We start from the raw sequence: 14,301 nt of genomic DNA on the forward strand, positions 1-14,301 counted from the left end.
TGGCTTTGCCTTAGGGTGAACTATGCAACAAAAGTTTATAGAGATAACGTGCAGAAACTTGCTATGCAGCAGCCGAAAAGGCCTTCCATGCTTAGCTGTTGTGCTTTTAATTCATTCGAACCAACTACATGCAAATGAAGCACCCGCTCCAGATAGCAACCTTATTGCTCAATTCGCAGAGCACTTTTCCTCTTCCACATTATCTCTTAGCCAACGAACCAAAGAACTGAGTTGGTTTCAAAATGCGGCCAAGCCCTATCGTGGAATCAAAATTAACGTTGTTTCTGAAGACATTCCAACCCACCGTTACGAGGCGCTAGAACTAGCAAGATTGTTTACTCAGTTAACCGGTATTCAAGTCATTCACGAAGTCGTCGGAGAAGATGATCTTGTAAAACGGCTGCAGTTGCAAATGCAAACCGATATCAGTGTTTATGATGGCTACATCAACGATACCGACTTCATTGGCACCCATATCAGAAGCCAAAAAGTGATTCCTATATCAACTTTTATCGATAACCAATGGAAAGACATTACGCTACCAACGTTGGATATTGAAGATTTCATCGGTCTTGAATTTGCCAAGGATGACCAAGGCGTTGTTTACCAACTTCCCGACCAACAGTTCGCCAATTTATATTGGTATCGACACGACTGGTTCAGTCGCCCAGATCTTCAAGCGCAATTTAAGGAAAAATATGGCTATCCACTCGCAGTCCCACAAAACTGGCAAGCCTACCAAGATATCGCCCACTTCTTTACCTACGACGTAAAAGAAATTGACGGAGAGCGAATCTGGGGCCACTTTGATTATGGAAAATACGAGCCTTCTTTAGGTTGGCGTATCTCAGACTCTTGGCTCAGCTTAGCGGGTGTCAATGACATTGGTCTACCTAGCGGATCACCAGTCGGGGATTGGGGAATTAGAGCCGAGAATTGCGTACCAGTTGGGACCAGTGTCAGTCGAGGCGGTGCACTAAACAGCCCAGCCGCCATTTATGCGCTAGAGAAATACAAGTTCTGGTTAAATGAATATGCGCCTCCTGAGTCCAAAACCCTCACCTTTCGAACGACTGCTGATTGGCTCGCCCAAGGAAAAGTAGCTCAGCAAATTTTTTGGTACAGCGCGTTTATCCCGACGTTACTTAGCCCTAAATCAAAGGTCATCGATGAAGAGGGCAATCCATTATGGCGCTTAGCACCCTCTCCCCGAGGGCAGTACTGGCAACCCGGCATGAAATCGGGATACCAAGATGCGGGCTCGTGGACATTTCTTTACTCTACCCCGAAAAAACAACGAGAAGCAGCTTGGTTATACGCTCAATTCACCGTCTCTAAAACCGTCAGCTTTGATAAGTTGCTTAATGGCTTTACACCAATCAGGCATACCGATGTGCATTCAGAGCGCTTTGCCGAGCTCAAGCCGAAGTTAGGGGGATTGGTTGAGTTCTATCAAAGTCCGGCAAAACATGTCTGGACACCTTCTGGCGTCAATATTCCAGACTACTCAACCATGGCGGCCATGTGGTGGCAACATATTGGTGATTACCTATATAGCGATATGACCGCGCAGCAAACACTCAACCAATTGGCGGGTAAGTTTGATCAACACCTTGCCACACTGTCTATTGATAGTTCCCTCCGGTGTCGACCACAAGTGAATAAGGAGAAGCCTGACGATTACTGGCTCAATCAACCGGGTTCACCATGGCCAAAGCAAAATCAAACTCCCCAAGGTAAAACACTGCCATTTTCTGAGGTATATGAAGTATGGAACACCTTAGAAGATTAATTTGGCTGTGGCTTTGTCTGATACCCTCTGCCCACGCTGAGAATATCCGGCTGATTACGTTTTACTCTCCTCCTTTAGTTAACAGCGAAACAAGCACTCACATTGGTGATACGTATTATATGGTGGCGCAGCTGTTTGAGCGTGCCAGTATCAGCTTTGTGATTGGTCATTCACCAGAAGCCAGAGCAATGAAATCCGCTCGCTTAATAGACAATGTGTGCTCTTTTCCCGTCGCTCGCTCACAGCTTGTTGAAGCCAACTATAACTGGGTTGGTCCAATTGCCATCAGCCAATATGCGCTGTATCAACAACAAAGCAACGAGCCTCAACTACTCTCTTTGCAAGATGCCTCGCCATACCAAATTGTTGCGTATGAAGGCTATAGCATCGCACAGCAGCTACAAGAACAAGGTTTTAATATCGTAATGACGGAAGAAGTCGATGATGGTTTACAGATGCTAAGGCGAGAGAATATTGATTTGTGGTTATCTGATACTCGTACAGCCATGGCACTATCAGAAGACCTAGGGATCCAGCTGGCCAATCAACCGTTTGTCTTTCTTACTGACATCAAGTATTTAGCTTGCAATAAGGAGATTCCAGCGAACCAAATTTCCAAGTTGCAAACACAGGTAAACAGTATGATCAAAACAGGCGAACTAGTACTAATCCCGAGAGAGCAATAGTGTTTATTCTCTGTTAGTACGAGCTACAAACAAGCTTAGAGAAGCAAAAACGGCCGCTAGATAGCGGCCGTTTACAGTGTAAAATAGGAAATTATTTAAACGTCATCGCCAGCACAGCAGCAACATTACGAGAGGTCATTTCTACATTGAACGCTGCCTCTTTTAATGCTGTAGGTAAGTCGGTTGCACCAAGTACCACACTGTAGACTGCATCCAGACCATGATCATGTACTACACGACAATCCTTAGCAGTGCTTCCTGCAATACCAATCACTGGTAAATTATAAAGCTTAGCGGTACGAGCCACACCGATTGGGGTTTTACCATGAATAGTTTGGCTATCAATACGCCCTTCACCAGTAATCACCAAGTCAGCATCTTTAACAACTTCAGCAAGGTTAACCGCATCCATAACTATGCTAATGCCAGGGCGAAGTGTCGCATCAAAAAGCCCTAATAGAGCTGCACCAAGGCCACCTGCTGCGCCCGAACCTGTTTGGTTTAACACCTCTTTACCATTGGTTTGACGTATCACTTCAGCATAGTGGGCAAGATTGCGATCTAATTGCTCAACCATTTCAGGCGTCGCACCTTTCTGTGGTCCAAACACATGTGAAGCACCTTTTGGCCCACATAAAGGGTTGTCGACATCACACGCTACTTCAAGCTGAACAGTCGCAAGACGAGGATCTAATCCCGATAGATCAATCGTTGCTAGGTCTGCTAACGCACCACCTCCAAATGGTAAATCATTGCCTTGCGCATCCAACAATTTCGCTCCGAGCGCTTGCGCCATACCGACACCACCATCGTTAGTTGAGCTGCCACCAATACCAATGATGATGTGACTAACACCTTTATCTAACGCCGCTTTAATCAACTCACCCGTACCAAAAGAGGTCGTAAGCAATGGGTTACGTTGACTCGGCTCGACCAAGTGCAAACCCGATGCTGCCGCCATTTCAATTACAGCAGTAGAGCCATCACCTAGTAATCCGTAGAATCCTTCAACAGACTCACCAAGAGGGCCCGTCACCGCAACGGAGACAATATCGCCCCCAGTTGCGTCGACCAAAGATTGCACTGTGCCTTCGCCACCATCAGCCATCGGCAACTTAACGTAATCTGCGTCAGGCATGATTTCTTTAAAACCACTTTCGATCGCAGTTGCCACTTCCATAGCGGTTAAACTTTCTTTGTAAGAATCTGGAGCGATAACTACTTTCATATATGTTTCCTATTTGGGCTTGTTACAGTAGAACAAGACTTAAAATGTAAACCAGTGCCATTGCAGTCACGCCTTGAACTAAGGTTGCCATGGTTTGAGCGCGATACGCTAACCCAACAGACATGCGGCTGAACTGCGAAACGACCCAGAAGAAGCTGTCATTTGCATGCGATACTGTCATCGCACCTGCACCAATCGCCATTACAGTCAGCACTCGTCCCATTTCAGAGTCTAGACCGAGTTGAGCCAGCATAGGTGCAACTAGCGCAGATGTTGTTACTAACGCTACGGTTGATGAGCCTTGCGCTGATTTCAGTGCCGCTGCAACAATAAATGGCATAAAGATACCAACGCCTAATGCAGATAATGTTGTTCCCAGGTATTCACCTAATGGCGTTGCTTTAAGTACTGCGCCGAATGCGCCACCAGCACCGGTGATAAGTAGAATCGGCGCTGCTGCCGTAATGCCTTGGCTAATGCGTTCACCGAACTCTTCTACTTTGTTGTCACCTTTGAGTAGGCGAACAGACAAGAACAAGCCGATGATTAATGCTGTGAGTGGCTGACCTAAGAATGAAAGCACGTCAAATACCGCACCATCACCCAAAGGTAGGCTTGGGAATTTTGCAATTGAGCCTAAACAGATCAGAAGGATAGGAACAAAAATTGGCGCAAATGCTTGGCCTGCCGTTGGTAGCTCACCGTAAGAGGCTTTAAGCTCTTTCCAATCTTGCTTCACTTCTTCTACTTGATCGCCGCCATCAGGTTCAACATCTTTAAAACGGTTTGCCCACAACATACCGGCAATCGCCGCCGTTGCTGCCACAAAGATACCGACACCAATCACTAAGCCAAGGTTAGACTCCAGACCTAAATTACCTGCAGCCGCAATTGGGCCCGGCGTTGGTGGTACAAACGTGTGTGTTGCATATAGACCCGTTGCTAATGCGACACTCATTGCCACACTGGACGTTTTTAGACGGTTAGCGAGAGACTCTTTTAACGAGTTCAGAATAACGAAGCCAGAGTCACAGAATACTGGTACCGACACGATGTAACCGATGATGCTCATGGTCAGCGTAGGGAAACGCTCACCCAGCACTTTAATCACCGTGTCTGCCATGGTAATCGCTGCACCACTCTTCTCAAGAATGACACCAATAATCGTACCTAACACAATCACTAGGCCGATATAACCTAATATGCCGCCAAAGCCCGAAGCGATGGTTTTCGCGATACTGTCTGCAGGTAGACCATATGCAAAGGCCGCCAAAAAGGCCGCTACGATCAGTGCGAGGAAAGGATGTAATTTAAATTTGGTTGTCGCGAGGACGATAAAGGCTATCACCCCCAGCAAAATTAAGATAAGACTCATGATAACTCCGTTTATTATAGTATTTGCCGGTATGCTTGAATTCATTTCAAACATCCAGGGTGTCTGTAGGGACGGCGTTATTATTCAGTGAATCAAGTCTTATTCCTTTATGCAAAGTGACAAATTAATCAGCCTAAAACCACCCCTTAATTGTCATATTGCACAAAAATAACTTTTCCCTTATAGACATTTCAACGCTAAATAGAGCTGAACCTTATGGTCTAACTTATTGATTTTTAAACTTGTAACTTCTTCTACTTTATCTAACCGATAACGGAGCGTATTTCGGTGGATATGTAGTACTGCACAAGTTTGAGCCAGATCGCAGTCCTGATCAAAAAACACTCTCAACGTTTTAATCAACACACCCTTTTCATCTTTTGTTTGCAGTTTTGCTAAAGGCTCGACCAACTGAGCCCGTCGCCATTGGTCTTGTTTTAATCCACCAACCAACACGGCTAGCTTATGTTCTTGATAGAACAATATCGCTTGTTTGCTGTTACCTGCACCAGCCATTGTTGCCTTTGCTGTTTCATAGGAGCGAGCTAAACCATCTACACCAGGAAAGTATTGCCCTATCGCAATCTTGATTGAGAAATCAGCTTCTTGTGCGATTCGCTTGAGCAATCTTTTCACTCGAACTTTTTCTTCTTCTTGATTCCAATTTCCGTGTGAAATGGTGACAGGTTTAAGCACCACAACTTCGTTCATCGACACAGAAACAATCCCAACAATATTGTCTCGTTCTGGGTACTCAAGGAGATGCACTAGCTTTTGCAAATGTTCTTGAGTTAAAGACTGCCCCTGCTTGGGAATCACTTTCACTGTGGCAGCAACCCTTGGCTGAGCTATATCCAAATCTAACCGTTCTGCAATCGACAGTAGTTGGTTCTCATTGAGAGTGGAGCCTTGAATCAATTGCAGTAGTAACTCTTCTCTATGACGCTTGTTCCATTGAATCTGCGCCATTAGTGCTTCTTGCTCAATGATCAATTCAGCCGCCATTTTGACCAGCTCGCCGTAGCTTCTGACTTCATCAGGTTGACCTGATATGCCAACAACACCTATCACACTATCCTGATGTACCACCGGTAAATTAATACCTTCTTTCACCCCGATGAGCGTGCTGGCTACCGTCTGATTAATTTCGACAATCCGATTGTCGTGAATAGCGAGCAATGCCCCTTCATGGGTACGATGCAAACGGGATGGATCACTTGAACCAATAATGATTCCGTTTTCATCCATCACGTTGACGGGAAATTGGATAATTTTTGTCGCTCGCTCCACAATCTGGCGGGCGATAAGGGTGTTTAGCTGCATCTCATTTGCCTTGTGATATCGGCCTATTGGCACACCCATGTAAGATATCACATGCCCTACTAAGTTGACTGAATTCCAATTTCATTCAGTTCACATAGAAAGAAAAAATCCCGAAGTAAGCCCGCTAGGTGCCTGCTAAGACGGAGCCCGAGGATGCTCCTACCTATTGTCTTACAACGGGAACGCGTACAAAAGGAGACGAAAAACTACGCGATTTGATATCAATCTAACGATCATCCCTACAATGGAGTCACCATGATTGATATAGCTATTGAGGTGGCAGGGAGAGGAGTCCTATCCACCCCAGACGGAAACTAACTACAACAGCTAATTTCTGCGTTCTAACCTTAATCTCGGATTGAGTGGTTCGAACGCTTCTCGATTGCCTTGATAAGCGCTGAGTGATCCCAACCTTGGCCACCGAGTGCTGCACAATCTTCAAATAGCTCTTGTGCGGTTTGCGTGTTTGGTAGCGCAACTTCAAGCTCTTTCGCACCGGTTAGTGCCAAATCAAGGTCCTTCTGGTGAAGAGAGATTCTAAAGCCAGGGTCAAACGTACCTTCAATCATACGCTCGCCGTGTACCTCAAGAATCTTAGAGCTTGCGAAGCCACCCAATAGAGCCTGACGAACACGCGCCGGATCGGCACCTGCTTTCGAAGCAAACACAAGCGCTTCTGATACCGCTTCAATGTTTAACGCAACAATGATTTGGTTCGCCACTTTACATGTCTGGCCCGCACCGTTTTCACCCACTAGCGTGATGTTTTTGCCCATCACTTCAAACAGCGGACGTGCTTTATCAAATGCTTGCTGTGAACCGCCTACCATGATGCTTAAGGCAGCGTTAATCGCTCCCACTTCGCCACCAGATACCGGTGCATCTAGATACTGGGCACCACTTTCATTTACGCGTGCAGCGATCGCTTTTGTTGCCATTGGTGAAATCGAACTCATATCGATAACAAGTTTGCCTTCAGCGCCACCCGCATTCAGACCGGCTTCAACGCCTTTGTCACCAAACAGTACATCTTCAACTTGTGGCGTGTTTGGCACCATCAGGATAACGACATCCGCCGCTTCTGTAGCTGCTTGAGCTGAGTGCACTACTTGAGCACCTGCTTCAACAAGGTCTTTTGGCGCTGGGTTGAAGTGATCAGAAAGCACCAGTTCATAGCCTGCTTTTTGTAGATTAGCGGCCATTGGGCGGCCCATGATACCTGTACCAATAAATGCAATTTTCATAATCTGTTCTCCGTAACGTTTGCCCACCCATTTGGATGGGCATTCACCGCATTAGCGGTATAGGTTGATCCAATCTAGACCTTCGGTTGTTGTGGTTTTCGGCTTGTACTCGCAGCCTACCCAGCCTTGATAACCAAGATCATCTAAATGCTTTAGAACAAACGGGTAGTTAATCTCGCCCGTACCTGGCTCATGACGACCAGGATTGTCTGCTAGCTGAACATGAGCAATTTGGTCAATATTTGCAGTCATAGTCGGAGTTAAGTCTCCTTCCATGATTTGCATGTGGTAGATGTCATATTGGATAAACAAGTTATCGCTACCGACCTCTTTAATCACCGCTTTCGCTTGTTCAGTCGTGTTTAGGAAGAAGCCCGCTATGTCGCGTGTGTTAATCGCTTCAATCACCAAACGAATACCCGCTTCTTTCAATGCTTGCGCCGCATAGCGTAAGTTGATGACAAACGCCGCATGGGCATCATGCTCACTTACCCCTTGTGGAACGATCCCTGCGAGGCAGTTGATTTGGGTATTACCCAATACTTTGGCGTATTCAATGGCCTTGGCGACCCCTGCTTGGAATTCTTCAATTCGGTTTGGGTCCACGGCGATACCGCGCTCGCCCGCTTCCCAATCGCCGGCCGGAAGGTTGAACAGCACTTGGGTAAGTTGGTTTTCATCTAGCTTCTCCTTAATTTGCTTTGCTTCCAGCGCATAAGGGAAAAGATACTCCACGCCTTGAAAGCCAGCTTGCGCTGCGGCTTCAAAGCGATCTTCAAATTCCAGTTCGGTAAATAACATGGATAAATTTGCTGCAAACTTTGCCATTGTGATTTCCTTTTGTTTTTAATTAGCCACGATGAATCAGCGCGGTTGGTGCGTCATCAGCGTTTTCTGCCAATGCTTCAAATTCGTTGATTGCGTTGATTTCAACACCCATAGCAATGTTGGTTACACGCTCAAGAATCACTTCTACCACGACAGGCACTTTGTGCTTGTTCATCAGCTCTTTCGCCTGTGCAAATGCGTCTTGCATCTGCTCTGGATCCGTTACGCGAATGGCTTTACAACCTAGACCTTCCACCACCGTCACATGGTCAACGCCGTAGCCGTTTAGTTCTGGAGCGTTTTGGTTTTCAAACGCTAGCTGTACACAGTAATCAATATCAAACTGACGCTGCGCTTGGCGTATCAAACCTAGGTAGGAGTTGTTCACCAATACGTGGATGTAAGGCAAGTTAAACTGCGCACCTACGGCTAGTTCTTCAATCATGAACTGGAAGTCGTAGTCACCTGAAATTGCCACGATGTCGCGGTTAGGATCGGCAGCTCGTACACCAAGTGCAGCCGGTGTTGTCCAACCTAATGGACCTGCCTGACCACAGTTAATCCAGTGACGCGGCTTGTATACATGTAGGAATTGCGCAGCAGCAATCTGAGACAGACCGATCGTGCTCACGTAACAGGTATCGCGGCCAAACGCTTTGTTCATCTCTTCATAAACGCGCATTGGTTTGATTGGCGCATCGGTGTAGTGTGTTTTACGCAGCATGGTGGCTTTACGTTGCTGACATTCACCAACCCAAGCGCTGCGGTTTGGTAGCTTGCCTGCATCACGCCATTCACGAGCAACCTCAACCAGTAGCTCTAGCGCCGATTTCGCATCAGACACAATGCCTAAATCAGGACAGAACACACGGCCAATTTGCGTTGGTTCAATATCAACGTGAACAAACTTACGTCCTTTGGTGTACACATCTAGTGAACCGGTATGACGGTTCGCCCAGCGGTTACCAATACCAAACACAAAGTCAGACTCTAGCATGGTCGCATTACCGTAACGGTGTGACGTTTGCAGACCAACCATACCCGCCATCAACTCATGATCATCGGCAATAGAACCCCATCCCATCAGAGTTGGCACCACAGGTACGCCAGTAATTTCAGCAAACTGCTGCAGTAGCTCTTCGGCACCAGCGTTAATCACACCACCACCTGACACAATCAGTGGGTTAGCCGATTCACACATCATCTCCATCGCTTTCTCAGCTTGAGCGCGAGTCGCTTTTGGTTGATACGCTTCTAGTGGCTCATAAGTATCGATATCAAACTCGATTTCCGTTAACTGAACATCAAGTGGCAAGTCGATAAGTACTGGGCCTGGACGACCAGAGCGCATTAAGTGAAACGCTTGTTGGAATGCACGTGGTACTTGCGCGGGTTCAAGGACCGTCGTCGCCCATTTGGTTACTGGTTTCGCAATAGATTCAATATCTACTGCCTGGAAGTCTTCCTTATGTAGGCGAGCTCGTGGTGCTTGTCCGGTAATACATAGGATTGGGATTGAGTCAGCTGACGCCGAGTACAAACCCGTGATCATATCAGTCCCTGCTGGGCCCGACGTACCAATACAAACACCAATATTACCTTGGTTTGTTCGGGTATAACCTTCAGCCATGTGTGACGCACCTTCAACGTGACGTGCAAGTACATGATCAATTCCACCAAGCTTTTTCATTGCTGCGTACATAGGGTTAATGGCTGCGCCTGGGACGCCGAAGGCAATGTCTACACCTTCCTTCTTCAACACTTCTACCGCTGCTTCAATTGCCTTCATCTTTGCCATGCGAACCTCCATTTCGATTGTATACAATTCAAAGATAGTTTGTGTACTATGAATCATATTCAGAATTTGGCAACCCCTAAATGCAACATTTTTTCAACACTGAATAGTTACTCTAAGTGATCACTAACCCCGAAAAGCCTAGAAATCATTGCTTTACATAAAATATCTTTACATAAAAATATTTTCCCAAATCAACAAATGAAAAATAAATGTTAAATACCCTTTGATTGTTTACATAAATTGAAATATAAGTATTCGTGAAAGTTAGATTTTGTACACAAAATCATTCGCTATTGTTTAAAGGAGACGAACAATGAGTCTGAACGATGTAGCAGAAAAAGAAGAAACTGCTTGTCTGCGCGTAGTCGGTAACATGGACAACCCAGAATACCAAGCCATCTTGTCTAAAGAGGCGCTCTCTTTCCTCAACAAACTGGTGGAAAAGTTTGCCCCTCGTAGAGATGCCCTACTCCAAGCCCGCAAAGAACAACAACAACGCTATGATGCGGGTGAATTACCTAACTTTAGAGCGGATACACAGGCGATACGTGACAATAAGAGCTGGAAGGTTGCAACACCTCCACCTGAATTACTGGATCGTCGAGTAGAGATCACCGGTCCTGTAGACCGTAAAATGGTGATCAACGCACTGAACTCTGGCGCAAAAGTATTTATGTGCTGCTTTGAGGATGCTTCTTCTCCAACGTGGGAGAACATGGTTCAAGGCCAGATCAACCTACGAGATGCCAATGCAAGAACCATCAGTTATCACGATCAAGCCAAAAACAAACATTATCAGCTTAGTGATGACCCAGCTTTACTGATTGCCCGTCCGCGAGGCCTGCACCTGCCGGAGCAATCAATTCAATACGCAAACAAGCCAATTCCCGGCTGTTTGATGGATTTTGCACTCTACTTCTACCACAACTACCTTACTCGTGCGGAGCAAGGACTAGGTGTGTATTACTACATTCCAAAGCTTGAAAGCATGGAAGAGTCCCAATGGTGGGATGACGTTTTCTCGTTTACCGAAGATTACTTTGGCGTACAACGCGGCACTATCCGCGCAACAGTGTTGATTGAGACACTACCAGCGGTTTTCCAAATGGATGAAATGCTTTACGCCATGCGTGATCATATTGTCGCAATGAACTGTGGCCGCTGGGATTACATCTTCAGCTACATTAAGACGCTGAAAAATCACGCCGATCGTATTCTTCCTGATCGTCATGTTGTCGGTATGGATAAAGAATTCCTCAATGCCTACAGCCAATTATTGATTCGTACTTGCCACCAGCGCGGCGCACTAGCAATGGGCGGTATGTCGGCATTTATTCCGGCTAAAGATCCAGCTGAAATGGAAAAAGTAACGGCCAAGGTTATCGAAGACAAAGAGCGAGAGTCTCGCAATGGTCACGATGGAACTTGGGTCGCGCACCCAGCTCTCGTTGATTTAGCGATGTCGGTGTTTGAGAAAAACCTTGATGGTAAACCGAACCAATTAGATTTTGTCAGCCCTTCACATGAAATTGGCGCTGATATTTTGCTTAAACCTTGTGACGGTACACGTGACGAAGCCGGTGTACGTAAAAACATTCGTATTGCGCTGTACTACATTGAAGCTTGGATTCAGGGATACGGTTGTGTGCCTATCTACGGCTTAATGGAAGATGCAGCCACGGCAGAAATCTCACGCGCAAACATCTGGCAATGGATCCATCACAGCGTCGCACTTGATGATGGGCAAACCTTTACCAAAGAGCTATTCCACACTTGGTTATACCAAGAGCTCGACACTATCAAACAGGAAGTGGGTGATACTCGTTATGCAGCAGGCCGCTTTGAACAAACTGCTGACCTTTTCTTCGAGTTGTCTACCGCAGAAGAGTTCGCCACCTTCCTGACCTTACCAAGCTATCAGTTTCTTCATGGGACTGAATAATACCTGAACGGCTTTGTAAGCCCGCAAGGTAGATATAACAGGAGATAACATGGGAAGTTTAACTCTAGATCAAGCATTGAGTGTCATTGATGGCACCTTTCAAGCCGGTTCAAAAACCAAAAGCGCACCACTGACAGTCGCTGTCCTTGATAGTGGCGGAAAGCTCATTTCTCTCCAACGTCAAGACGGTTCCAGTATGATGCGTCCAGACATCGCTATAGCTAAAGCTTGGGGAGCACTCGCACTTGGGTGTTCTTCACGTAAGCTGGCGCAAGATGCCGATAACCGACCAGCATTTATCTCAGCCGTCAATGTACTTGCTCACGGAAATATGGTCCCTGTCCCTGGTGGATTATTAATCCGAGATGAAGAGAAAAACATCTTAGGAGCAGTCGGGGTAAGTGGTGATTTATCCGACATTGATGAGAGCTGTGCGCTCGGTGGTATTGACCATGCTCAGCTCTATTGTGATGAGTCGCTAGCGTAAACTTCCTAATCTCTACAAACAAAAACGCCCTCAAGTCGAGGGCGTTTTTTTATGTTTGTTTGCCATTATTCGTATTGAGTCAACCAGCCTTTGAGCAGAGTATTCACCTGTTTTTTCTGATTGGTATTGATACCTTTGACTAGCTTCGCTTGGACTGCCGCGTGCTCTTCAATGATTTTATCAATCAATATAAATCCATCTTGAGTCAGTTGAACGGTCACACTACGGCGATCTTCTTTACTGTGCTCACGAAGAATCAGCCCTTTCTTTTCCAACTTATCAAGACGATTGGTCATCGCTCCCGATGTCAGCATCATGGAATCGATTAGCTCAGAAGGCGTTAGACAAAACGGCTCACCACTACGGCGCAACGTTGCCAAGACATCAAACTCTCCCAGTTTCAAATCATAACGCTTGTGTAACTGAGCAACTTCCGTCTCCATATACTTAGCGATACGCATCAAACGACCCATAATAGCCATTGGCTCAGTATCCAACTCTGGCTTTTCCTTAGCCCACTGCTCAACTACTCTTTCAATAGCGTCCATGAAAATTTGTCTCCAGTAACAAAATGTCGTTCTAAGTATCTTAACATAAAGATACTTTACAAACATTGATTTTAGGCGTACATTCACCACAAAAGTATCTTAACGTAAAGATAAATACCATGAATATACTATTAGCCATGATACCGGCGTTCTTTTGGGGAACCACTTATGCCGTCACGCAGTACACACTTGCGGACTGGCCTCCCCTACTGCTTGGCGCAATTCGTGCGCTGCCAGCAGGACTGCTGTTATTGGCATTTAGACCAAGCTTGCCGAAAAAAGGCGATTGGCAAATCCTATTCAGCTTAGGGTTAATCAATATTGCGACCTTCTTTGGTCTGATCTTTGTGATGGCTTTGACACTACCATCTGCGATTTCAGGGGTCGGTATGATCTCTGTACCTGTATTTGCCATGCTATATAACTGGCTAATCAACAAACATCGCCCTGGTATTATTCAAGCGATCAGCGGCGCTGCACTTATTGGCTTAGCGTGGATGCTGTTTGATCCTAGTTCTATTAGCTTAAATCCTATTGGTCTAGGGGCGATGTTGGCCGCAATCATGTGTATTGTTGTCGGTAGTTCGCTAACAAAATCACTCGGGAATCGTATGCACTGGTGGACAGTACTGACTTGGCAGTTGATCCTAGGTGGCGTCATTCTCTCGATCGCTGCTGCCGTACAAGCAGTATCGGAACCGGCTACTTATCAAGCAATTGCCGAAAACTTCTCGATGAGAAACCTATCGGGTCTACTTTGGGTGGTAGGTTTAAACACCGCACTGGGTTACGGCATGTACGTGTGGTTACTGCAACGTATGTCGGTAGTCGACTTTACCTTCGGCGGGATCGCCAATCCAATCGCAGGCATCGTCACTGGACTGGTGTTACTTGGTGAGTCTTTCACCCCATTCCAGTACAGTTTGATGATAGGCATGATCGTGATGTCTTTGCTTCCACAGGCAATATTAGCCATTAGGCAAAACAGACCTTCACCTGCAGAATGTCAGGCTCAATAATCACAAAATAGCCGCGCCAATTAGCGCGGCT

General features: G+C 46.2%; 12 protein-coding genes. 5 read left to right on the plus strand and 7 right to left on the minus strand.

Annotated features, from left to right (window positions below; translation table 11 throughout):
• The first annotated feature begins 22 nt into the window (after positions 1-22).
• Positions 23-1,792: an ABC transporter substrate-binding protein gene (locus tag AAFX28_RS03705; protein ID WP_408685741.1), complete on the plus strand. Its 1,770-nt coding sequence runs from the start codon at positions 23-25 to the stop codon at positions 1,790-1,792.
• 119 nt (positions 1,793-1,911) lie between these two features.
• Positions 1,912-2,478 carry a hypothetical protein gene (locus AAFX28_RS03710; RefSeq protein ID WP_408685743.1) on the plus strand — a complete coding sequence of 189 codons (567 nt, stop codon included), beginning with the start codon at positions 1,912-1,914 and terminating at the stop codon, positions 2,476-2,478.
• 91 nt (positions 2,479-2,569) lie between these two features.
• Here AAFX28_RS03710 and AAFX28_RS03715 read toward each other — a convergent pair whose 3' ends face one another.
• The 6 genes from AAFX28_RS03715 to gcl form a co-directional block, all read right to left on the minus strand.
• Entirely contained in the window at positions 2,570-3,706 is a 1,137-nt protein-coding gene (locus AAFX28_RS03715) for a glycerate kinase (protein WP_408685745.1), read from the minus strand.
• A 22-nt stretch (positions 3,707-3,728) separates the two neighbouring features.
• Entirely contained in the window at positions 3,729-5,081 is a 1,353-nt protein-coding gene (locus AAFX28_RS03720; protein WP_408685747.1) for a GntP family permease, read from the minus strand.
• A 180-nt stretch (positions 5,082-5,261) separates the two neighbouring features.
• The gene (locus AAFX28_RS03725; protein WP_408685749.1) at positions 5,262-6,404 is read right to left on the minus strand and encodes a sugar diacid recognition domain-containing protein; all 1,143 of its coding nucleotides are present in this window, start codon (positions 6,402-6,404) and stop codon (positions 5,262-5,264) included.
• Positions 6,405-6,751: 347 nt separating this feature from the next.
• Positions 6,752-7,651 (minus strand): 2-hydroxy-3-oxopropionate reductase, encoded by a 900-nt coding sequence (locus AAFX28_RS03730; RefSeq protein WP_408686813.1) that lies wholly within the window; start codon positions 7,649-7,651, stop codon positions 6,752-6,754.
• Positions 7,652-7,699: 48 nt separating this feature from the next.
• Entirely contained in the window at positions 7,700-8,476 is a 777-nt protein-coding gene (gene hyi, locus AAFX28_RS03735) for a hydroxypyruvate isomerase (protein WP_408685751.1), read from the minus strand.
• A 22-nt stretch (positions 8,477-8,498) separates the two neighbouring features.
• The gene (gene gcl, locus AAFX28_RS03740; RefSeq protein WP_408685752.1) at positions 8,499-10,274 is read right to left on the minus strand and encodes a glyoxylate carboligase; all 1,776 of its coding nucleotides are present in this window, start codon (positions 10,272-10,274) and stop codon (positions 8,499-8,501) included.
• Positions 10,275-10,587: 313 nt separating this feature from the next.
• On the opposite strand from gcl, the gene aceB reads away from it, so the two are divergent.
• Together aceB and AAFX28_RS03750 are read left to right on the plus strand one after the other, a co-directional pair.
• Entirely contained in the window at positions 10,588-12,216 is a 1,629-nt protein-coding gene (aceB, locus tag AAFX28_RS03745; RefSeq protein ID WP_408685754.1) for a malate synthase A, read from the plus strand.
• Between the two features lie 49 nt (positions 12,217-12,265).
• Positions 12,266-12,703, plus strand: coding sequence for a GlcG/HbpS family heme-binding protein (locus tag AAFX28_RS03750; RefSeq protein WP_408685756.1), 438 nt, complete (start codon positions 12,266-12,268; stop codon positions 12,701-12,703).
• 65 nt (positions 12,704-12,768) lie between these two features.
• Here AAFX28_RS03750 and AAFX28_RS03755 read toward each other — a convergent pair whose 3' ends face one another.
• Entirely contained in the window at positions 12,769-13,251 is a 483-nt protein-coding gene (locus tag AAFX28_RS03755) for a MarR family winged helix-turn-helix transcriptional regulator (protein WP_408685758.1), read from the minus strand.
• A 119-nt stretch (positions 13,252-13,370) separates the two neighbouring features.
• On the opposite strand from AAFX28_RS03755, the gene AAFX28_RS03760 reads away from it, so the two are divergent.
• Entirely contained in the window at positions 13,371-14,270 is a 900-nt protein-coding gene (locus AAFX28_RS03760) for a DMT family transporter (protein WP_408685760.1), read from the plus strand.
• The last annotated feature ends 31 nt before the right edge of the window (positions 14,271-14,301 follow it).

Source organism: Vibrio sp. TBV020, from assembly GCF_046056895.1.
GTDB lineage: Bacteria > Pseudomonadota > Gammaproteobacteria > Enterobacterales > Vibrionaceae > Vibrio.